At 42.0% G+C, this 21790-nt stretch carries 9 protein-coding genes and 1 tRNA gene; 7 read left to right on the top strand and 3 right to left on the bottom strand.

All coding sequences use genetic code 11. From position 1 onward, the window contains the following. Nucleotide 1 precedes the first annotated feature (1 nt). The 4 genes from GO009_RS01245 (at nt 2) to GO009_RS01260 (ending at nt 15745) form a co-directional block, all read left to right on the top strand. Nucleotides 2-14230: a T9SS type B sorting domain-containing protein gene (locus tag GO009_RS01245; protein WP_163624328.1), complete on the top strand. Its 14229-nt coding sequence runs from the start codon at nt 2-4 to the stop codon at nt 14228-14230. A gap of 22 nt (nt 14231-14252) precedes the next feature. Then, nucleotides 14253-15212, top strand: coding sequence for a type IX secretion system membrane protein PorP/SprF (locus GO009_RS01250; protein ID WP_163624329.1), 960 nt, complete (start codon nt 14253-14255; stop codon nt 15210-15212). 45 nt (nt 15213-15257) lie between these two features. Then, complete coding sequence (gene folB, locus GO009_RS01255; RefSeq protein ID WP_163624330.1) at nt 15258-15614, top strand: dihydroneopterin aldolase; 357 nt, start codon at nt 15258-15260, stop codon at nt 15612-15614. Between the two features lie 60 nt (nt 15615-15674). Beyond that, a tRNA-Cys gene (locus tag GO009_RS01260) sits at nt 15675-15745 on the top strand. Between the two features lie 33 nt (nt 15746-15778). Here GO009_RS01260 and GO009_RS01265 read toward each other — a convergent pair. The 3 genes from GO009_RS01265 to rnr are packed head-to-tail and all read right to left on the bottom strand — an operon-like array spanning nt 15779 to nt 19361. Further along, nucleotides 15779-16441 (bottom strand): LysE family transporter, encoded by a 663-nt coding sequence (locus tag GO009_RS01265; RefSeq protein WP_163624331.1) that lies wholly within the window; start codon nt 16439-16441, stop codon nt 15779-15781. Nucleotides 16442-16444: 3 nt separating this feature from the next. Beyond that, nucleotides 16445-17125 carry a head GIN domain-containing protein gene (locus tag GO009_RS01270; RefSeq protein ID WP_163624332.1) on the bottom strand — a complete coding sequence of 227 codons (681 nt, stop codon included), beginning with the start codon at nt 17123-17125 and terminating at the stop codon, nt 16445-16447. 52 nt (nt 17126-17177) lie between these two features. Further along, nucleotides 17178-19361, bottom strand: coding sequence for a ribonuclease R (gene rnr / locus GO009_RS01275; RefSeq protein WP_163624333.1), 2184 nt, complete (start codon nt 19359-19361; stop codon nt 17178-17180). Between the two features lie 593 nt (nt 19362-19954). Between rnr and rpiB the strand changes: the two genes are divergently transcribed. From rpiB to GO009_RS01290, 3 genes are read left to right on the top strand one after another with little or no spacing between them, the layout of a single operon-like run. After that, a complete protein-coding gene (rpiB, locus tag GO009_RS01280) occupies nt 19955-20386 on the top strand; it encodes a ribose 5-phosphate isomerase B (protein WP_014032637.1) in 432 nt (143 codons plus the stop codon). A gap of 5 nt (nt 20387-20391) precedes the next feature. Further along, the gene (locus GO009_RS01285) at nt 20392-21315 is read left to right on the top strand and encodes a cation diffusion facilitator family transporter (RefSeq protein ID WP_163624334.1); all 924 of its coding nucleotides are present in this window, start codon (nt 20392-20394) and stop codon (nt 21313-21315) included. After that, nucleotides 21315-21755 carry a GNAT family N-acetyltransferase gene (locus GO009_RS01290; RefSeq protein WP_163624335.1) on the top strand — a complete coding sequence of 147 codons (441 nt, stop codon included), beginning with the start codon at nt 21315-21317 and terminating at the stop codon, nt 21753-21755. Before GO009_RS01285 ends, GO009_RS01290 begins: the two co-directional genes overlap by 1 nt. The last annotated feature ends 35 nt before the right edge of the window (nt 21756-21790 follow it).

Genomic DNA, 21790 nt, shown 5'->3' on the forward strand with positions numbered 1-21790 from the left:
TATGAAAAAATCACTACTCAGGTGGGGCACATTAATCTGTATACTCTTGTTTTCGTATACAGGTATTTCACAAATTAAAAACACCTTTGATGTTCGTTATGAAAACAGACTCAAAGGTGACATAACGTTTATTGCGAACAATATTGTCAACAGGGAAACCTCGTCAGAAAGCCCTGAAGACCCTTATAACCTTACAGGGACCAGTTCCGAGTACAACGATAGGTTGAACATGCAGTACATTGATGTTGACGGTGATCCTTCAACATTCAGCTCCAGTAGTGCAACATTGGCCGTACCAGACCCCAGCTGTTCACAAATCAGGTATGCCGGGCTGTATTGGTCTGCCGTTTATACTGATAGTGACCGTAGTGATTTAAACCAAGTAAAATTTAGGGTTCCAGGCGGTTCCTATGTTGATTTGACCGCGGACGAAATCCTATTTGATGGTTATAATGATGGCGATTTTGGGTACTATGCCCCTTACGCCTGTTATAAGGATGTGACTTCCATTGTTACTGGACTCACCAATCCGGAAGGCGATTATTTTGTGGGCAACGTAAGGGCCAGTTCCGGCAGCTCCATCCAAGGAGGTGTTTCTGGAGGATGGACCATGGTCGTCGTCTATGAAAACCCGACCTATCCAGGTAAATTCATCACTACTTTTGATGGTTATGCGGGTGTTAAGTCCGGAGAAACCGTGGACATTCCCTTTAGTGGGTTTACCACCCTGCCCCCTCCTTTTCCTGTGCGTGCAAAATTGGGCGTGGCAACCTTGGAGGGCGACAATAGAATTACAGGAGATCAACTCGCCTTTAAGGCGGATAGCAATGGTTCTTTTACAACATTGTCCAACAGCGCAAACCCTTCCAATAACTTTTTCAATAGTAATATTACCAACGAAGGTAGTATTGTAACCACCCGAAATCCCAATAGTGAAAACACTTTAGGATGGGATGTGGATATGTTTACCATTCCCAACCCGAGCAATTCCGTTATTCCCAATGATGAAACGGGAGCCACATTTAGGGCTTCGTCCACGCAAGATAAATACGACATTTTCTTCACCTCAATGGATGTAGAAATTATAGAGCCCAAGATCAACTTGGCCAAAACGGTCGAGGATATTGCAGGGAACGATATTACAGGACAAGGCGTACATTTAGGACAATACTTGGACTATGTCCTCACTTTTGAAAACGTGGGCAACGATGATGCAATAGGCTATACCATCAGGGACGTACTGCCTATCAATGTAACCCTCGACGAGTCCAGTATAACCATGCCAACAGGTACAACCTATACTTTTGACCCCGCAACCCGGACCATTGTTTTTACTATCCCCGATAATTACGTGGAAGAATATGATGGACCTTATAGTATTAGAATGCGGGTACAAGTAGCTGAAAACTGTTTTGACTTCATCGATGCCTGTACCGATATTATCGAAAATCTTGCTTATTCAACTTATAGTGGTGAAATAAATACCGCTCCCATAACCGACGACCCCAGTGTGTACGATTTTGACGGCTGTGGTTTTCCCTATCCCGGAGCCACCAATTTCCTTTTGGATGACCTTAGTGCCTGTAACTTTACACGAACCGTTCAGCTCTGCGGTGAAAATGTGCTTTTAGATGCCGGTGACAATTTCGACAACTATATCTGGTACCGCGACGAAAACGGGAACAACACTATTGATGTTGGCACCGATACGGTGATTACGGACAGTGATTCAGACAACGACCCAAGTACCATATTGGTTGATGAAACCGGAACTTACATTGTGGATAAGCAAGTTGCCGACCCCTGTAAGGATTTTGCTGAAATAATCGTTGTTGAACTTTTTGGTGAAACACAGAGCAATCCCATTACGGCTTTGATCAACGATACCTCCAATACCATAGACGGAGATATTCTGGTATGTCCCAACGATGGTAGCGAACTGCCGGAAATTTTCTTGTGCGGATTAAATGACACCGAACTCATTCAAATCAACATTCCAGATGCCCAGAGCATTGTTTGGGAAAAGTTGGATGAAACCAGCTGTGCGGAAGCTACCGATGGATGTGCCAACACCAATGCCAGTTGTACTTGGAACACGGTTGACACGGGGAATGACTTTTTAGCCTCGGATTCCGGTCAGTACCGATTGGTCATCAATTATCAGAACGGATGTTTTAGTCGATTCTATTTCAATATCTACAAAAACCCGCTAGACCCACAATACACATCCAGAGATATTATTTGCAATACTCCCGGAAACATTACGGTAACCAATATGCCTTTGAGCTATGAGTACCAACTTGTAGACCAAGCCACGGGCAATGTATTGGTTCCCTACGGACCAAGCCCAAGCTTCGATATTACAACAAATGGAGCTTACATGGTAGAAATGAGACAAGAGGGCGTAACCGATGGCTGTGTGTTTGTATTGGACAACATTGGCATTCTCGAAAGGAATTTTCAAGTGGACATTACCGCCCAAAATACAAGTTGTAACGATTTGGGTGCAATTTCCATTTCCGTTTTGGATGTGGAACCACAATACTATTACACCATCTCCCAAGGTGGCGTTGAGGTGGATACCCATGGTCCCTCAACAGACAATAATTATACCTTTGACAACCTTAACCCCGGAGTATATGACGTTGCCGTATCAACAGACGATGGATGTGCCTATACGGAACAGGTCACCATTCTTGATGAATCAAACCTGGAACTGACCGCAAGGGTTTCACAGCACATTACCTGTAAAGAAGGAAATATATTAATGTCCTCTACTGGTGGTAAAACACCTCACCTTTATGCAATATGGTCCTTTGTGGACAAAAACGGGGTCACACAAATTTCATACCCCTCTGTAGCAGATATACCCGCCTCGGAATTCCAGACCGAACAAATTTTTGACGTAGTTGGCGCTGCGGGAGCCGGTACATATACCTACGTGGTCGTGGACAGGAACAACTGTTACGACATCTCCAATCCCGTTACCATAGAGTTTAGACCCGCTGCAGAGTATAATGCAACATCAGTAACAGATGTATCATGTTACGGAGAGTCTACAGGTACAATTTCCTTTAATTTGGTAGACGATAATGGGTACCAGCTTACTTATTATTTGTTCGACGCTACAGGTTTTGACGAAGAAAACTACGACTTTACCAATGCCTTGGCCACCAACTCATCAGGAAACTTTCCTGGCTTGTCCAGTGGCGATTACGTAGTGGTCATTAACCAACGAAAAGGTAGTGCCGCTTGTGATTATTATGAATATCACAGTATCGACGCACCAACAACTGCCTTGGATTTAGATGCCGTTATAGTACAAGAGTACAGTTGTTTGCAAGACGGTATTATCGAAGCCCAAAATGTAACAGGTGGTACCGCCCCCTACGAATACAGCATAGACGGGGTGACTTTTGACAGTTCGCCTACTTTCTCCAATCTAACAGATGGCACCTATACCGTAACTGTTAGGGATGACAATGGTTGTACATTTTCAGATTCGATTACAATAGCCCCATTGGATCCCCCAACAGACTTGGTCTTCAATTCCACGGTTCCAGGATGTCCCGATCAAACTTCGGATGTAACAGTATCCGTTGCAGGAGGAACAGCTGCCTTTGTTTACGAAATTATTGCACCTTCTCCCATAGCCCCAAATACCACTTCTGGAGATACCGCCACTTTTAACGGACTAAATCCAGACACCTATACTTTTAGGGTTACGGATGCTACCGGATGTGTTTACACGGAAAGCTATACCATTGCCCCCACAACGCCAATAGGTGTTGTGGGTCAAGCAGTGGCCAACATAAGCTGTATTGATGCTGAAGATGGAGAAGCCCTTTTCACGGTTTCCGGATTTAATACTTCTTATGATTATACCATTACAGGACCTTCGGCATATTCCAATACCGGATTTGCCCAAACGGATGGTACCATTTCAATAAATAATTTGGAAGCTGGCACTTACAACATTGCAGTAACAGACAATGAAACCAATTGTACCGATACAGCAACCGTAACTATTGACGCTCCACCATCACCCATTGACGCAACACTAACAATTGAACAGCCCACTTGTATAGTAGATGGATCGGTGAATATTACGGCCACAGGCGGATGGGGAAGCTATACTTACGAAATTATTTCCGGCCCTACTGGTTATACTCCTCCGGCACCACAATCCAACGGCTTGTTCGGTAATTTGACCATTGGGGGCGACTATACCTTTAAAGTTACGGACACGAACGGTTGTGAATTCACGGATATATTCACCATTAATGAGGCTGTTGAACCCGTTCTAGAAATTGTCCCCAACGATATTTGTTATGACGATGCGACAGGTTTGACTTTAACTGCCAATGTAACTGATGGTGGCGACGGAAATTTTGAATACAGCTTAAACGGAGGGCCCTTTGGAACGAACAATGTGTTCACTGGGCTTGCACCAGGAGATTACACGATTGAGGTTAGGGACGGTAACGATTGTACCGATACCGCTTCCATAACCATAGATCCGGAACTTAGTGTTGTAGCTTCAGCTCCAAACATTACTGCTTGTGGAACGGATACCGATGTAACCATTACCGCTGCCGGTGGAGATGGAAATTATGTGTATGCCTTGGTAGCCGCCGGAGCAACGCCAGCCGATACGGACTTTGCCCCAACAAACCCGATTACAGGTGTTGTTGCAGGCGATTATGATGTCTATGTAAGGGACAATGCTGGTGGAACAGATTATTGTGAAGCTGTTTATCCCATTACCATTGTCCAAGATGATCCGTTGGCCATTTCAGTGACCAATACCGATATTCTTTGTAGTGGTGAGTCACAAGCACAAATTACCATAACAGCAAGTGGTGGAGAAGCACCATACACTTACAGTATCGACAATGGTGCTACATATCAAACCTCCAATACATTTTATAATCAACCAGCTGGTAGTTACAATATTCGCGTAAGGGATGCCAACAATTGTGAAATAACCCAAATATATTCCATTACAGAGCCTATTACCCTTTCTGCTTCTGCTGCAGTTACTGCCTTGGCAGAATGTAACCCTGGTATGGGAGCTGAGGTAAGAATTACCAATGCCATTGGAGGAACAGCTCCATACGAATATAGTTTTGATGGAGGCTCAACATACGATACAACTTCAATTGGTTACTTGCTTCCGGGAACACACACCCTTTATATAAGGGATGCCAACATGTGTACATATCCAATGACGGTTACTATAGACCCAGAACCAACTCCGCCCAATGCAACCGCATCCGTGGATTATGAATGCGATGGAGAAGGAACAATTACAGTAACACCTGACAGTTCGGACTTTGACTACACCTATGAAATTGATGGAATTGCGAACACACCAAGTACGTCCAATACATTTAGCGATGTAGCTGTGGGAAGCCACACCATTACCGTAAACTATGTAAGCAATTCGGCACCAAGTCCAAGTATTTTGCTTTCCGAAAACTTTGGGGTAGGACCAAATACAAGTATATCCGAGATTGACCCTGCGTATTGTTACGAGCCTCAAGATGGTAGCACAAGCCTATGCGGTTTTGGAACGGATACCCATATTCAAGATGGAGAGTATTCCGTTACTCAAAATATTGTAAACCCCTATAGTTCTTGGTTAAGCCCTAACGACCATACTGGCATCGCCAATGGCAGATTCTTGGCCATCAATGTAGGTGGAGTTGCCGGGGTTGGTGGTATTGTTTACCAAAAAACAGGTGTAGAGGTAATTCCAAACAGAGATATTACCGTGTCTCTTCATGCTTTCAACTTATTAAGAAGTGGAACCGGAGGAGGAGACCCTTCTATCGAAATCCAATTGGTCGATGCAGGAGGTAATATTATTGCCAACACTACAACAGGAAGCGTACCTAAAAATACAGGAGCAAATGATTGGCATAATTATTCTGTTGACCTGAACCCTGGGGCAGAAACAAACCTGGACATTGTTATCAGAACAAACTCAGCTGTAATCAATGGCAACGACATCGCCATAGACGACATTGAGGCATATCAAGTTCCAGAAGTTTGTGGTGGATCTATCACATTGGATGTCAATGTTGAGGATGGCCATGCTTTTGATGCCGCCATTACCGCCCACACGGACATTACTTGTAACGGCGATGCCGATGGTACTATCACTTTTGAAGCCGAAAACTTTGATTCAGGTCTTGGTTTTGAATATGAAATTGACAATAGTGGTGTGTTTACCACTTCTACCACAAGTCCAATAACCATTACTGGATTAGCAGCAGGAACACATACCATCAACATAAGAGATTTAAGAGACCCTACATGTTCCGTTGTCCTGACCCAAGATCTTACACAACCCGATGTGGTTGATGTTTCTGCCTCGGTTACTACAGAGTTAACCTGTACCAATGGTGGGGCAACCATAACCCCCACTGCTACGGGAGGTACACCGGCCTATCAATATCAATTGGAAGATACGAGTGGTACGCCTATCGTAACCTACCAATCTTCCAATGAGTTCCCTGGACTTGCCGCAGGCGATTATGTGGTAAGGGTACAGGATGCCAATATGTGTGAGGATGTAACCGGAACCATAACCGTAGTACCCCCCGCCGATATTACGTTTGATGTAACACCAACCTTATGTTATAGTGGCAACAACGATGGCAGCATCCAAGTAGATGTAACCAGCGGTAACGGAAACTATCAGTTTAGTATAAATGGTGGCGCTTGGATGACACCTTCTACTCCAACCGATACAACCTATACTTTTGAGAACTTAACAGCAGGAACTTACACCATTGATGTTCGTGATGGGTATGGGTGTGATGAGCAGGCTACAGCAACAATCAACCCTGCCTTGACTGCCTCGGCCTTCCTCGACAGCGATTTGACTTGTTTGGACGATGCAACTATTACCATAACTGCAAATGGAGGTGCAACTCCTTACTCTTATCAATGGTCCAACGATGGCGGAACTACCTATAATTCAACTGGATTTACTGGCAACGTGTTCAACACAAATACAGATGGAACCTATACGTTCCTTGTAACCGATTCTGCTGGTTGTACAACAACGACCAACAGTATTGTGGTAACACCTGCCTCCCAACCTGTGATAAGCAGTGTTACGCCAACCGACATATTGTGTAATGGGGAAAGTACCGGTGCTTTGGATATTGTTATTGACACCTCCGTGGGGGTTCCGCCTTATACAATCAATGTCGTAGAAACCATTAGTGGTGCAGTTTACGGCACCCAGACTACAGGATTACCTGCCGGTTCTTACGAAGTAACTGTAACCGATGCCAAAGGTTGTGTGTCAGATCCATTCCCAGTAGTTATTTCTGAGCCGACAGCCATCATTCCAAACACAACACATACAAATTTAACCTGTGCGGCAAGTGGTACAGAACTAGGAACCATTACAGTAAATGCCTCGGGAGGATCACCAACTTATATATACGAGGTATTTAACAATGATTATAATGTAAATCTAACCTATGATACATCTACTGGTACCAATGACCACACATTCACTGGATTGGATTTTGGTGATTATACTGTTGTAGTTACTGACTCCAATGGATGTCAAAATATCTCAACGGTGACCATAACCACTGGCCCCGATGTGTTGATAACCACACAAGGCACTGCTGGTTGTACTCCTGGTAGTGGTGAAATGTTAGTTGAGGCAGATGCTTTAAATGGAACACTTGGAACAGGGACTTTTTATTTTGCCCTATATCCAGCTCCTACATTTAACGCATCGGATCCTGCGTGGTTTCCTGAGGATGTATCCCCTGCACCTGATAACTCCCATTTGTTCACTGGTTTAACACCCGGAGTTACCTATACATTTATCGTTTATGATGAGGATACGGAATGTGAATACCTTCAAGAAGCCACTGTTCCTGTTTCAACAACTTCTAGCTTAGATTCATCAATTGACACTGCTACTGATATTACTTGTACTGGTGCAGCCGATGGTAGTGTCGAATTTACTGTTTGGGATTATGTTGGAACCAATGTGAACTATGAAATTTTCTATGCTACAACCAACATTGCTACTGGAATCACAGGATCGATTTCTGGAGCTGTTGGTGGTCCAGAAACCGATACGGCAACAGGATTAAGTCCAGGTGAATATTATATTCTTTATGAAGATGAGAATGGTTGTGTTTCAGCATCTGACTCCTTTGTAATACAACAATCACCAACATTGCTTGAGGTAATCGCTGAATCTCCAACCAATGACAATTGTACCCCAAATGCTGGGGTAATAACAGCAAATGCTCAATTTGGTACAGCTCCCTATGAATTCCAATATATTTTGGCTTCTTCAGGGTTTGTACCAACGGCTGCTGACAGTGGCTGGACAAGCAGTACAACCATAAATGTTGAGGCGGGAGATTACATTGTTTACGTAAAAGATGCCAACGATTGTATACAGAGCGATCCTGTAACTGTTCTTCTCGACCCAAGCCCGGAAATATCCATTGCAGTAGTGGATGAATGTGTGGATGAAGGTTTATTTGAAGTAATGGTTACTTTGGACAATCCAGCTGATGCCATGGCTCCTTTCCAAATCAGTGTAAATGGTGCTGCCTTCCAGAACTTTACTTTTGATGGAAGCAACCAATATCTGATTTCCGGATTGAGTTCAGGCGATAACCAGACTATCGAGGTAAGAGACTTAAACGGTTGTATTGATTCCGAAACATTCGACATCCATCCACCACTTGAATTCAACGTAATTCAAACCGTGGCTTTGGATTGCGAGTCTGGCACCAATGCTTATGCAGAATTGGAAATCGAAGTGATTTCTGGATCAGGAAATTATGAATTTATCATAGATGGACCGGGAACGGCATACGATATGCCCCAAAGCACCTTGACCCTTGACGCTTCCAACAAGTTTGTTTGGGACGGTGCAGGAGCTGCCGGAAGTTATGACGTTATCGTCTTTGATATGGGCACAGCACCGCCAAACTGTCCAAAAACAGTTACCATAGATGTGCCCGAAGCCCCCTATCCATCATTTACTTATACTTATACAGATGTTAGTTGTAATGGTGCCGATGATGGAACCATTTCCGTACAGGCTGTGGACAACGGTATTGGACCTTATACTTTCGAAATCATTGCAGCTTCAGATGGCTCTATCAGTACTCCGATTGCTCCTACTAGTTCAACGGCCACAACAGCTATCTTTGAAAATCTACCTGGTTCCGTAGCAGGAATTGCCTATGATATTCAGGTTACCGCAGCAAATAATTGTGCCGATACTGAAACGGTAACCATTACCGAACCAGACCCAATTGCTTTGACTGCCGACGTAGTGGAATTCGTATGTACTACGGGTAATAACGATAACAATGCCAGTATTACTGTGGATATAGCATCCATAACAGGAGGTAGTGGCAACTATGTCCGCTATGAGTTCATCAATACAGATACTGGAACTACAGTTCAAGACAATAACAATAACGTATATATTGAAACTGATACAGCTGGAGGGAACTACACCATAAATGTTTATGATGACAATGGTTGTCTAGGAACAACAACAGCGGTTATTGCTCCATATGATCAAATAACCGATACCGTAGCTGCAATTACAAACCCATTAAGCTGTACACCAGGTATGGATGGGGAAATTACCATTACGGTAACATCGACCTTAGGCGACACATCCCGTTTTGAATACAGTGACGACAACGGTGCCAACTGGCAAGATGAAAACTATTTTACTGGTTTGATAGCAGGAACCCACAATTTCTTGGTACGCCATAAGGATACAGGTTGTATGGTTTCAACTTCCGAAACCATTACCGACCCCAATACATTCGATATAGATCTAAATGTGGTAAGCAATGTCATCTGTTATGGCACAGCTACCGGCGAAGTAACCTTTGAACTTGTGGATGCCACATACACGGGCGGATTTAACTGGACTATTTACAACACCAATGGAACGCCTGTGGATCCTTCGGATGATGTGTACGTCCATTCAGACAATTCAGCGACCACTGGCCCTGAAACATATAGTGGCTTGCCAACAGGCAGTTACCGCTTGGTCATTTCACAAGATGCATTCCCAGAATGTACCAATGAGGAAGCCTTCAACATTGCAGGACCTAATGCGGCAATTACAGGAAATAGGGTTGTAACTCCGATAACCTGTAATCCTGGAAACGATGGTATTATTGAAATAACAGCTTCTGGTGGATGGGGAGGATACTCCTATTATGTAGGTGTTTCTTCTCCAACAGGACCTACAGATTATGACTCTAATCCTAAGATTGAAAACCTTACGGCAGGTACTTATGAGGTTTGGATCATAGATCAAGAAGGATGTGCTACACAGTTACCCGATGTTGACTTGAGCGTTCCAGACCCTATTACGGCCACACTGCAAGTCAACCAGTCCAATTGTGTTGATTTACAAGGAGAAATCCAAGTAGTGGGTACTACTGGTGGACAAGGAAGCAACTATAGCTACCAATTGATCAAGGATGGAAGCAACTTTGGGTCTCCACAATCAAGTACCATTTTCTCTGGATTGGGCGCAGGCTCTTATAAGGTTGAAATTACCGATCAATGGGGCTGTTCCGTAATACTTTCAGGTACCGTGGAACTGACCAATGCCATGACAGCCAATGCTACCGTGGTTAAACCTATTGATTGTACAATGAATCCAGGTGGACAAATCACCATTAATGTAACAGGTGGCTCCTCTAACTTGGAATACACTGCCACTCATTCTGTTTTAGGGTTTATAGCTACCAATAATGATGGAATTTTCACCAATCTGACTAATCCGGGTGAATATATTTTCACAGTCACCGATTTGGATACTTCCGAACCTTGTACCTATGAAGTACGCCAAACATTGGATGATAAGGTTGATCCCGTTCTAGAGGATGCAACTATTGTAGATGTAAGTTGTGCTGGAGGCAGTGATGGCAGTATCTTGGTCAATCTAGATCCAGCCACTGCACTGAATCCACCATACCAATACGAATTGATTGGCTTGAGTCCTGGTGCACCGAACAGACCCCTTCAAGATGAACCATTGTTCGAAAATCTACCAGAAGGAGATTACCAAGTGCGCGTTGTTTCTGAAAGGGAGTGTGAGGCTGTCAAAACCGAAACCGTTGGGGAACCTGATCCATTGACCGCTACGGCTACAACTACTCAATTAGCTTGTGATACCAATAATGGAACGCAACAGGCCGAAATAGAAGTAACCATTGACCCAACTAGTGGTACGCCAAACTACTTCTACAGTGTAAATGGTGGTGCCTTTATGCCAACCGGCGGAAATGTCTTCACTTATTACACCTCCGTGGCCGATGATTATGATATAGTTATAAGGGACAGCAATGGATGTACCTATGCATTGCCTACTCAAACAATAGATCCATTACCTCAAATGGATTTGGACATAACCAATGTGGTTGATATAACTTGTGCAAATAGTGGAGAAGAAATCACGGTAATAGCCAGTGGTCAATCATCCCCTAATGATTTAACATTTGAGGTTTTGGAAACTGGGGATAGACAACCAAATGTAGCTGCTGACAGGGCCACTTTTACACTCCCTAACCATGGAAACTATACCATTCAGGTAACGGATAATGGTACTGGATGCTACGAGTTTATCACCCATACCGTCGAACCTTATGACCTTATAGATGTAACGGCCACCGCCACATCACCGGCAGTTTGTTTTGATGATGCCGGAGAATTGACAATTGATGTAACGGGCTATACAGGAGTTTACAATTATGAAGTGTTCAGAAATGATGGTACCCTAATTGTATCAGATAATGCAAACACATCAACAGGATCATTGGCAATAACCCATCCTGATTTGGTAGGTGGTAACTATTATGTTGAAGTAGAAGCTACCGATGCGCCATTCTGTGATGCTAAATCTGGTTCCGTTACCATTATATCACCAAACAGTGAATTGGCGGTTGTCCCAGAGCAGGTGGCCAGCGTTACCTGTACAGGTGATATGGGTGAAGTACTCATTGCTCCGACAGGTGGTTATGCTCCTTACGATATAGTATTGACCAATATTACCACAACACAATCCTACACCATGAACGATGTACATAGTTATGTGTTCACTGGTCTTTCCGCTGGTTCTTATGAAGTAAGGGTAACCGATAGTGAAGGTTGTGAAATTATTGATAATACTTCTTTAACCTTAAATCCTGTAGATCCAATTACTGCAGACATTGATGCTGCTCCAATTGACCTATTGTGCTTTGGAGATGAAAGTGCATCCGTATGGGCGTACAATGTTGCTGGGGGTGAAGGTTCTTACAACTACCTGTTGAACTATTATGATGAAACCGGAACAAACATTGTGTTTACTTCTGGTGAACAAGGAAACCCAAGATTCAATAATCTGGGTGCCGGAACCTACAGCATCACCATTACCGATGGTTGGAACTGTAGTTTTACAACAGATCCAGTAACCATAACTGAACCATCCGAAGTAATGGCTTCTTTGGTACAATTGAGCGGAATGACCTGTAACGATGATGCTCAACTGGAATTAACGGCATCAGGAGGTACTGCACCTTATTTTTATAGTACCGATGGTGTTACCTTTAACCCAATGAGCGGTGGGGACACCCATACATTCAATGTTGGTGCAGGTACTTATCAATATTATGTGCGTGATGCCAATGGTTGTGATGCCATGATATCAAACCAAATAACTGTTGACGAAGTTCCGGAATTGATGCTGGAAATCGACGAGTCTGCGGCCATTATCAACTGTATGGGAGAAGCATCCGCTACCATTATTGCACAAGCAACAGGTGGTTTGGGCAATTACAGATATGAGTTGTTCGCCGATGCTGCCTTGACCAACTTGGTAGATGGACCGCAAACCAATGGAACATTCAACGAATTGACCGCTGGTGAATACTACATAAGGGTAACCAGTGAGGACTGTGTTGAGGTATCTTCTATAATTACTATAGTTGATCCAGCACCACTACAGATAGATAGAGAAGAATTTACCAATATTACATGTTCAGGAATGAATGACGGTACAATTACTGTTGAAGTGTCGGGGGGAACAGGTGAAATCCAATACGCTATTTCACCTAATCTAGATCAGTTTGATACGACGAACACATTTACTGATCTAGAACCCGGCATCTATGATGTAATCGCTCAGGATGCGAACGGATGTTTCATTACCTTCCAGTTTGAGATTACACAACCAGAACCTGTCGTGGCCGAAGCCATCAACATTATGGATGAGGTATGTTTTGAAAGTGGAGATGGTTCATTCGAAATTCAAATATCCGGAGGTACTGCTCCTTACCAAACAAGCCTGAATTCCAGTGCCGATGCAAACTTTGTTCAAGATCAAGTCTTGTTCCAAGATTTGCCCGCAGGAACGCATGTAGTATTTGTAAGGGATGCCCAAGGTTGTGAAACCAACGTAATTGTAGAAATTGATCCAGGAGTAAACTTGGCAGCTACCGTAACGCCTGTTTACGAGTGTACCGAAAATATTCCTGATAATTACTTGGACATCGTACTAGAAGATGAATCCATTGCAGGGGACCTAATGTATGCCCTGGATTCGACAGATCCAGCAGATATGCGACTATCCGCTGATTTTACCAACATGACACCGGGCGACCATTACATTACCATTGCACATACCAATGGATGTATGACCACTTATGACTTTACCATTGAAACATTCGAACCACTTGTCCTAAGCTTGGAGAACAGCACCATTAACCAAATTACAGCAATTGCAGAAGGTGGTGTGGAGGATTATACCTTCTACTTCAATGGCATTGATAACGGAACCGATAATACGTTCTATATCAACAGAACCGATACCTATACCGTTACTGTGGTAGATCAGAACGGTTGTGAAGCCACTGCTGAAATTTTTATGGAATTCATAGATATCGAGTTCCCTAACTTCTTCACCCCAGATGGCGATGGCCGTAATGATATATGGATACCCGATAATCTTGAAGGCTTCCCAGATGTACTAATTAAGATTTACGATCGTTATGGTAGAGTAGTGGAAGAGATGACCCGAAACGTTAAAGGTTGGGACGGTAATTACGACGGAAAACCATTGCCTACCGGAGATTACTGGTATGTTGTTAAACTTGAAGGAGAACAAGACTTCAGAGAGTTTGTAGGCCACTTTACATTATACAGAGAATAACATAACCTACTACTTAGACCCCATGCTAAAAAAAGTATATTCAACTATTTTATTTGTTTCCTTGGCACTTTGTGCCAAGGGACAAGAGTTGACCGTACCCCAATTATCTCAATACATCGCGGACAATCCCTTTTTAATGTCCCCGACATATGCAGGTATAGGAGATCATATAAAAGTGCGTTTAAACGGCTTAACGCAATGGGTAGGCATCGAAGACGCCCCGGATACCCAGACCTTGGCCGCTGACGCCAGAATTGGAAACAGGTCTGGAATAGGAATGATGCTCTATAACGATAGTAATGGATATACCAGACAAAGAGGTGCCAAAGTAGCCTTTGCCCACCACTTAACGTTGGACAGGTACGACGATATTTTCCTTTCCTTTGGTATCTCCTATAACTTTAACCAGTTTAGGGTAGATGTTGAACAGTTTGAAGAAAACAACAATGAATTGCCCGCTGATGACAAAGCCACCACCAACCATAACTTTGATTTGGGCGTACTTTACAGGTACGACAAGTTCTTTTTTAGTTTGAATGCAGGAAACGTCCTTAACAAAGATCTATCCAATTTTAATACCGATATCATCCGTATTGAACCCAACAAACTAAGAAATTATTATGCTTATACGGGCTACAGTTTTTCCAAGAGCAAAAACAGCAAATTGGAAATAGAACCTTCCGTTTTCTTTCAATGGTTCGAGAGTGATGGCCGTTCCGTTACCGATCTGAACACCAAGTTCCGTTTTCGCGACTTTGAAGATTACTATTACGTAGGCCTTACCTATCGTTTTTTGAACGACCAATTGGGAGAACCTTTATACATAGCTCCTATTGCAGGTTTTAAAAAGAGTAACTTCTATTTTGGGTATTCCTATCAGGTAATTACCAACGAAATTTTGGGATACAGTGCAGGAACACACGTGCTTACGGTGGGAATGGATCTCTTTCAGGGTATAAGTAACTGTCGATGTATGTATTGATTTTATACGTTTTGCCCTATTTTTGCCCTTTCGTAATTCACAGCTTTGGGAAAAATCAGGTTAAAAAACGTTAGAATACATTCCAATCATGGATGTTTAAAGGAAGAAATGCTCATTGGAAGCGATTACAGGGTAGACCTTGAAATTACTGCCGACCTTTCACAACCTGCCGCTTCCGATCAACTTAACGAAACGGTGGACTATGTCCATCTCAACAACATCATAAAAGAAGAAATGACGGTACGTTCCAATTTATTGGAACATGTGGCCAAAAGAATTATTGATCGTATATTCGGAGAAATTAAAGAAGTAACCGAGGTGGAAGTCGAAGTTTCCAAAATAAACCCGCCCATTGGTGGCGATGTAGAGAGTGTTTCGGTGATACTTACATCCAAGCGATAAGTTATTTAAAAGATTACAGGATAAAAATTCGCAAAATATTTTTAGCTTTGCGATCCAATTGGCATCGTGGCCGAGTGGCTAGGCAGAGCTCTGCAAAAGCTTGTACAGCGGTTCGAATCCGCTCGATGCCTCAAAAACCCAGTACTTTGTGCTGGGTTTTTTGTTTACAAATCTTCAAGTTTCTCTATTTTTTCTTGGATATCAAACTTATCCTTGGGCAAAAAACCTTTGGTAATCAATATAATCCCGCAAATAATCAAAATTATGCCCAATCCTTTTTTTATGAGCACGATACGCTCTTGGGTCAAATAACGCTTTAATTGTTTGGCCAAAAGTATTTTAATTAAATCCGTTGTAAAGTAAACGATCAATACGGTACTGAAGAATACCATCATCCTATTGGGATTGTTTTCCAAACTAGGTCCAACAACAATAATCAAACCTAACCAAAAAGCCAGTACGCCTATGTTGATGAAGTTTAACAGAAAACCTTTTACCAATAAACCAAGATATGTTCCTTTTGATGCCTTTACATTGGATTTTTTCTTTGCCTTCTTCACAAATAAAAATATCCCGTAAACCAACAAAATCATTCCCCCGAATACAAAAAGACCCGGTTCGTTGCTCAGGTTCTCCAACAACTGAAAACTACTGAAATAGGCAATCAACAAAAAAACTATGTCGGCGAAAATCACTCCAATATCCAAACTTACTCCAGCCCTAAAGCCTTTGGTGGCACTTGTTTCCAACAAAACAAAGAAAACAGGTCCAATCATAAAGCTCAATAAAAATCCCAAAGGGATTGCAGCTTGAATATCGTCAATCATTTTTTAGTTTACTCTTTTTATTTTTCCACCAAAAAGGGTGTGTTCGTCCATAGTTTTGGGGTCTCCATATACTAAAACCTCGCCGCCGGCCTTTACATTGGCCTTAACATAATCCGTTGCATGGATTTCGGCATTTCCTCCTGCGTTTACACTTATGGTTGTAAATTTTGTTTTAAATGTTCTTCCGTTATATGCCCCTCCCGTATTTATAATCACATCTTGGGTATTGGAAAACCCGCCTGCAAATATTTTTCCGCCGGAAACCGCCTTTATCAACAACTGGTCTACCTCGCAATTTATCTCCAGTTCACCACCTTCCTGTGCCTTAAGTTCCAAAATATCTTGTACATAGGTATCATCGGATGATATTCGGGCATCCTCATTAACATCTATAACCACTAATTTTTCAGAGTGATATAAATCTACATACGTTCTGTAGCCACTGAATATTTTGACGATTTCCATCCGGATTTTCAATACCCCATCATTATTGACAATGGCAACATTTGTGGTATTCGCCCCGGTGATCACCGCTTTGTTTTCGTTGGATTTGATAAGATTGATGGCAATACCATCAAATCCCTTTACTTCGGTGAACTTTTGTAGGTCTTGGGTTACGGTTGCATCCTGGGCCTCAAGTAATTGAAGCGATAGGAACATAAGAACAATCGTAATTACTTTCATGTTATAAAAATTTGGTTCTCAATAGGATAACAAATTTTATTCCAAAATAGTATTATTTCTTTTTACCGATCAGCGAAAAGTCCAAATGGCGTTTGATCAAATCAGTGCTCTTCACCATTACATAAACTTCATCGCCCAATTGGTACATCCGTTTTGTTCTTTCCCCTACAATGGCATACTGGCGTTCATCAAACACATAGTAGTCATCTTTAATGTCGCGGATACGAACCATGCCCTCACATTTGTTCTCGATAATTTCTACATAAATGCCCCATTCGGTGACCCCGGAAATCACGCCCAAGAATTCTTGGTCCTTGTGGTCTTCCATAAATTTTATCTGCATGTATTTAATGGAATCACGTTCTGCATTGGCCGCCAATAGTTCCATATCCGAAGAATGTTTGCACTTTTCCTCGTACAAGGTAGCTTTTGGTGTTTTTTCCTTATCCAAATAATGCTGCAGCAATCGGTGCACCATCACATCGGGATAACGACGAATAGGAGAGGTAAAATGTGTGTAATATTCAAATCCCAATCCGTAGTGACCTATGTTCTCCGTGGTATAAATAGCCTTACTCATACTTCGTATGGCCAGGGTATCCACCAAATTCTGTTCTTTTTTGCCCTTTACATCTTCCAACAACTTGTTTAGGGACTGGTTGATGGACTTTGGATCCTTAAGATTAATGCTATGTCCAAATCTGGAAATAACGCCGTTCAAGGCCATCAATTTATCCTCATCGGGCTTATCGTGTACACGGTATACAAATGTTTTCTTCTGTTTGCCGATAAACTCTGCCACTTTTCTATTGGCCAAGAGCATAAACTCCTCGATCAGCTTATTGGCGTCCTTGGCTTCTTTAAAAAAAACGCCAACAGGTTCATTATTTTCGGACAGGTGAAATTTCACCTCAATTTTATCAAAAGAGATGGCCCCGGCATCCATACGGGCCTGTCGCATAATTTTGGCCAATCTATCAAAAGTGAGCACGGCTTCTACCACATCATCCGAAACGGAATACGCTTCTTCCCTGATGGATATTTCCTTCGGAATTTTGTTTTGTTCGGTCTCAATAATGTGTTGTGCCTCTTCGTAAGCAAATCGCTCGTTGGAATTAATGGCGGTTCTACCAAACCATTGTTTTACCAACTTGGCGTTATCATCCATTTCAAATACGGCGGAAAAGGTATATTTTTCTTCATTTGGGCGCAGCGAACACGCTTTATTGGACAGTACTTCGGGCAACATGGGAACCACACGGTCCACCAAATACACCGAAGTGGCCCTATTATAAGCTTCTTCTTCCAGAATGCTATCGGGTTGCACATAATGCGAAACATCCGCTATATGAATACCTATTTCATAGTTGCCATTCTCCAATTTTTGGAAGGAAAGCGCATCATCAAAATCCTTGGCATCTTTTGGGTCTATGGTAAAAGTAAGCACATCGCGCATATCCCTGCGCTTCGCAATTTCCGATTCCTTTATACTGGTATCCAAGGTTTTGGCAAACTGTTCCACTTCATAGGGGAATTCATGCGGCAATCCGTATTCGGCCAATATGGCGTGTATTTCGGTATGGTGTTCACCTGGTCTCCCCAGTACCTCGATCACTTCACCATAGGGAGAATCGGCATCGCCCGGCCAATCTCCAAGGCTAACCAATACTTTATCACCATCATTCGCTTTTTTAAGCTTTTCCAAGGGAACAAAAATATCGGTGTACATTCTCGAATCCGTAGGCCGAACAAATGCAAACCGAGCTTGCTTGTCCACAATGCCCACATAAGATGTTTTTTTACGTTCGAGTACCTTGGAAACCTCACCCTCCATTTTTTTGCTCTTACGCCTTGGTTTGATAAATACTTCGACCGTATCGCCATGGAAGGCCCTGTTCAAATTATTGCTCTGAACAAAAATGTCATCTTCCAACTCATCCACCACAATATAGGCATTGCCACTTGTGGTAAGATCTACCCTACCTATAAAATATGTATGCAGTGATGGTTTCTTTTGATACTTGCCCCTTTCTGGCTCTACAATTCGTTCGCTGGCCTTTAACTGCCCCAAACGCTTGATCAAAAGGTTTCTATCTTGGGTATCGGAAATACCTAATTTTGAAGCTATTTGCTTGTAATTGAAGGTTTTTGATGGCTCTTTTTCAAGTACGGTAAAAATGCCCTTCGTAATTTCATTCTTTCGCTGACTCCCAGCTCTCTTCTTTTTCTTTGACATTAACGTCCTTATTTTTTTGAAAAATACGAATTATAATCCTTGACCAACAAGGAAAGGAAGAGTATTCCAAAACAAAGTCAACTTTATCAACAATTATCAATATTATATTTTTTCTTCTTTTTTAAATTTAATTAAAATGATGATGATGATTGATCGTTGAAATGTGGAATAAAATTTTAGGGAAAAAGTTGCTTTGAACAATCAAAATATGTTGTTCACAATTTGTCAGAACATAATAAAATTAAAAATCAATGGATTAGATTTTTTATCCACGGTTTTTAATAACCCTTATCAACATCAATTTATTGAAAAGTTAATGTGTTTTTAATGTTAACTACCCACAAAAAAAGGTTTATATCGGTTGATTAATTTTTAATGGAATATTACCTCAACATTAAATAATTATTCTTACTGATCAATTTTATTGAAAAACAAAATTTCGTTACCAATAGTTTTTTGCAAATAGTTAACAAAACGGGGTTATTGTTAATTGATTGTATGTGAACCCAATGAAAATATCTCCTCAATTTTATGAACAGAACAACATTAAAAGATATTGTACCTTTGTTACGTACCCATTTTAATACAAAACCATGAAAATTGCCATAGGAAACGACCACGCAGGAACCGATTATAAACTTGCTATTATAGGTCTTTTAAAGTCAAAAGGAATAGAAATTATAAATTACGGCACTGACGGCACCGATAGTGTAGATTATCCAGATTTCACACATCCCGTAGCCACCGACGTGGCCGAAGGAAAAGTAGATTTTGGTATAGTGCTTTGTGGTAGTGGCAATGGTGCCACCATGACCATTAACAAACACAAAAATATTCGTGGCGCACTTTGCTGGAACAAAGAAATAACCCAATTGGCCAGAGAACACAACGACGCCAATATTTTGAGCTTGCCAGCGCGATTTATATCGCTTCCCCAAGCTTTGGATATGGTAGAAACCTTTTTAAACACAGAGTTTCAGGGCGGAAGGCACGAACGTAGAATCGAAAAAATTCCTTGTAGATAAACCCTATGGGTCACCACCATCACCACCATCATGGAAATTCGCATGCGCATCCCGACCTAAAAGGGAGAAACTTGCTCATATCCATCGTCCTTAACATAGGTATTACATTGGCCCAAATTATTGGGGGATTGCTCTCGGGGAGTTTGGCACTCTTGTCCGATGCACTTCACAACTTTAGCGATGTACTCTCTTTAATGATTAGTTATGGTGCACAAAGGTTGGGAAAAAGACAAGCATCCAGCCATAAAACCTTTGGGTATAAACGAGCCGAAATTTTGGCGGCCTTTATTAATGCGGCAACCCTAGTGGTCGTAGCCATTATTTTAATAAAAGAAGCTGTTGAACGGTTGATGGAGCCACAAGAAATAGAATCCAACTTAGTAATTTGGTTGGCACTTATTGCCATTTTGGGCAACGGCTTTAGCGTGTTGTTATTGAAAAGGGATTCCGAGCACAACATGAACATGAAATCCGCCTACTTGCATTTACTTACGGATATGATGGCATCCGTAGCCGTATTGATCGGCGGTATTTTGATGAAATATTTTCAGATTTATTGGGTAGATGCCATATTGACCATGATTATTGGTGTTTATTTGATCTATATGGGGTATGACCTTTTGAAGGAATCGACCAAGGTATTGATGCTTTTTACCCCAAAATCGGTGGTCATACAAGATATTGTGGAATCCATTTGTACCATAGAACCGGTAAAAAACGTGCACCATGTGCACATTTGGCAACTCAATGAAGACGAAGTCCACATGGAGGCCCACATCGATTTTAAGGACGATATTCGCCTTTCCGAGTTCGATGTAATTTTAGAAAAAATAGAGGAGCACGTCTATCACAAACACGGTATCAACCATGTAAATATTCAACCCGAGTTTGATAAGTGTGATTCCAAAAACGTAATAGTTCAGGATTAATGGAAGTATTGGTAAAAACCTTTGAAGAACTCTCCACCAAAGAACTCTATCAAATTTTACGCCTTCGCAGTGAGGTTTTTGTGGTGGAGCAGGACTGTGTGTACCAAGATGTGGACAACAAAGACCAAAAAGCCCTACATGTTATAGGCATTAAAAATGATGAAGTAGTGGCTTACACACGAATTTTTAAACCTGGTGATTATTTTGATAATGTAAGCATTGGCAGGGTAGTGGTAAGCCAAGACCAACGTAAATATGGACTGGGCAAACAGATAATGCAAGCCACCTTGGCAGCTATTGATCAAAGATTCCCGGATAAAGCGATAGAAATTTCCGCGCAATCCTATCTATTAAAATTCTACACGGAATTAGGTTTTAATGCCCTCGGCGAGGAATACTTGGAAGACGGTATTCCGCATAGGAGGATGTTGAAAAAGTAGTGTTATGATGTCATGCCGCACCTGATGTGGCATAT

Origin of the sequence: Allomuricauda sp. TY007, assembly GCF_010468565.1 — a bacterium.
Lineage (GTDB): Bacteria > Bacteroidota > Bacteroidia > Flavobacteriales > Flavobacteriaceae > Flagellimonas.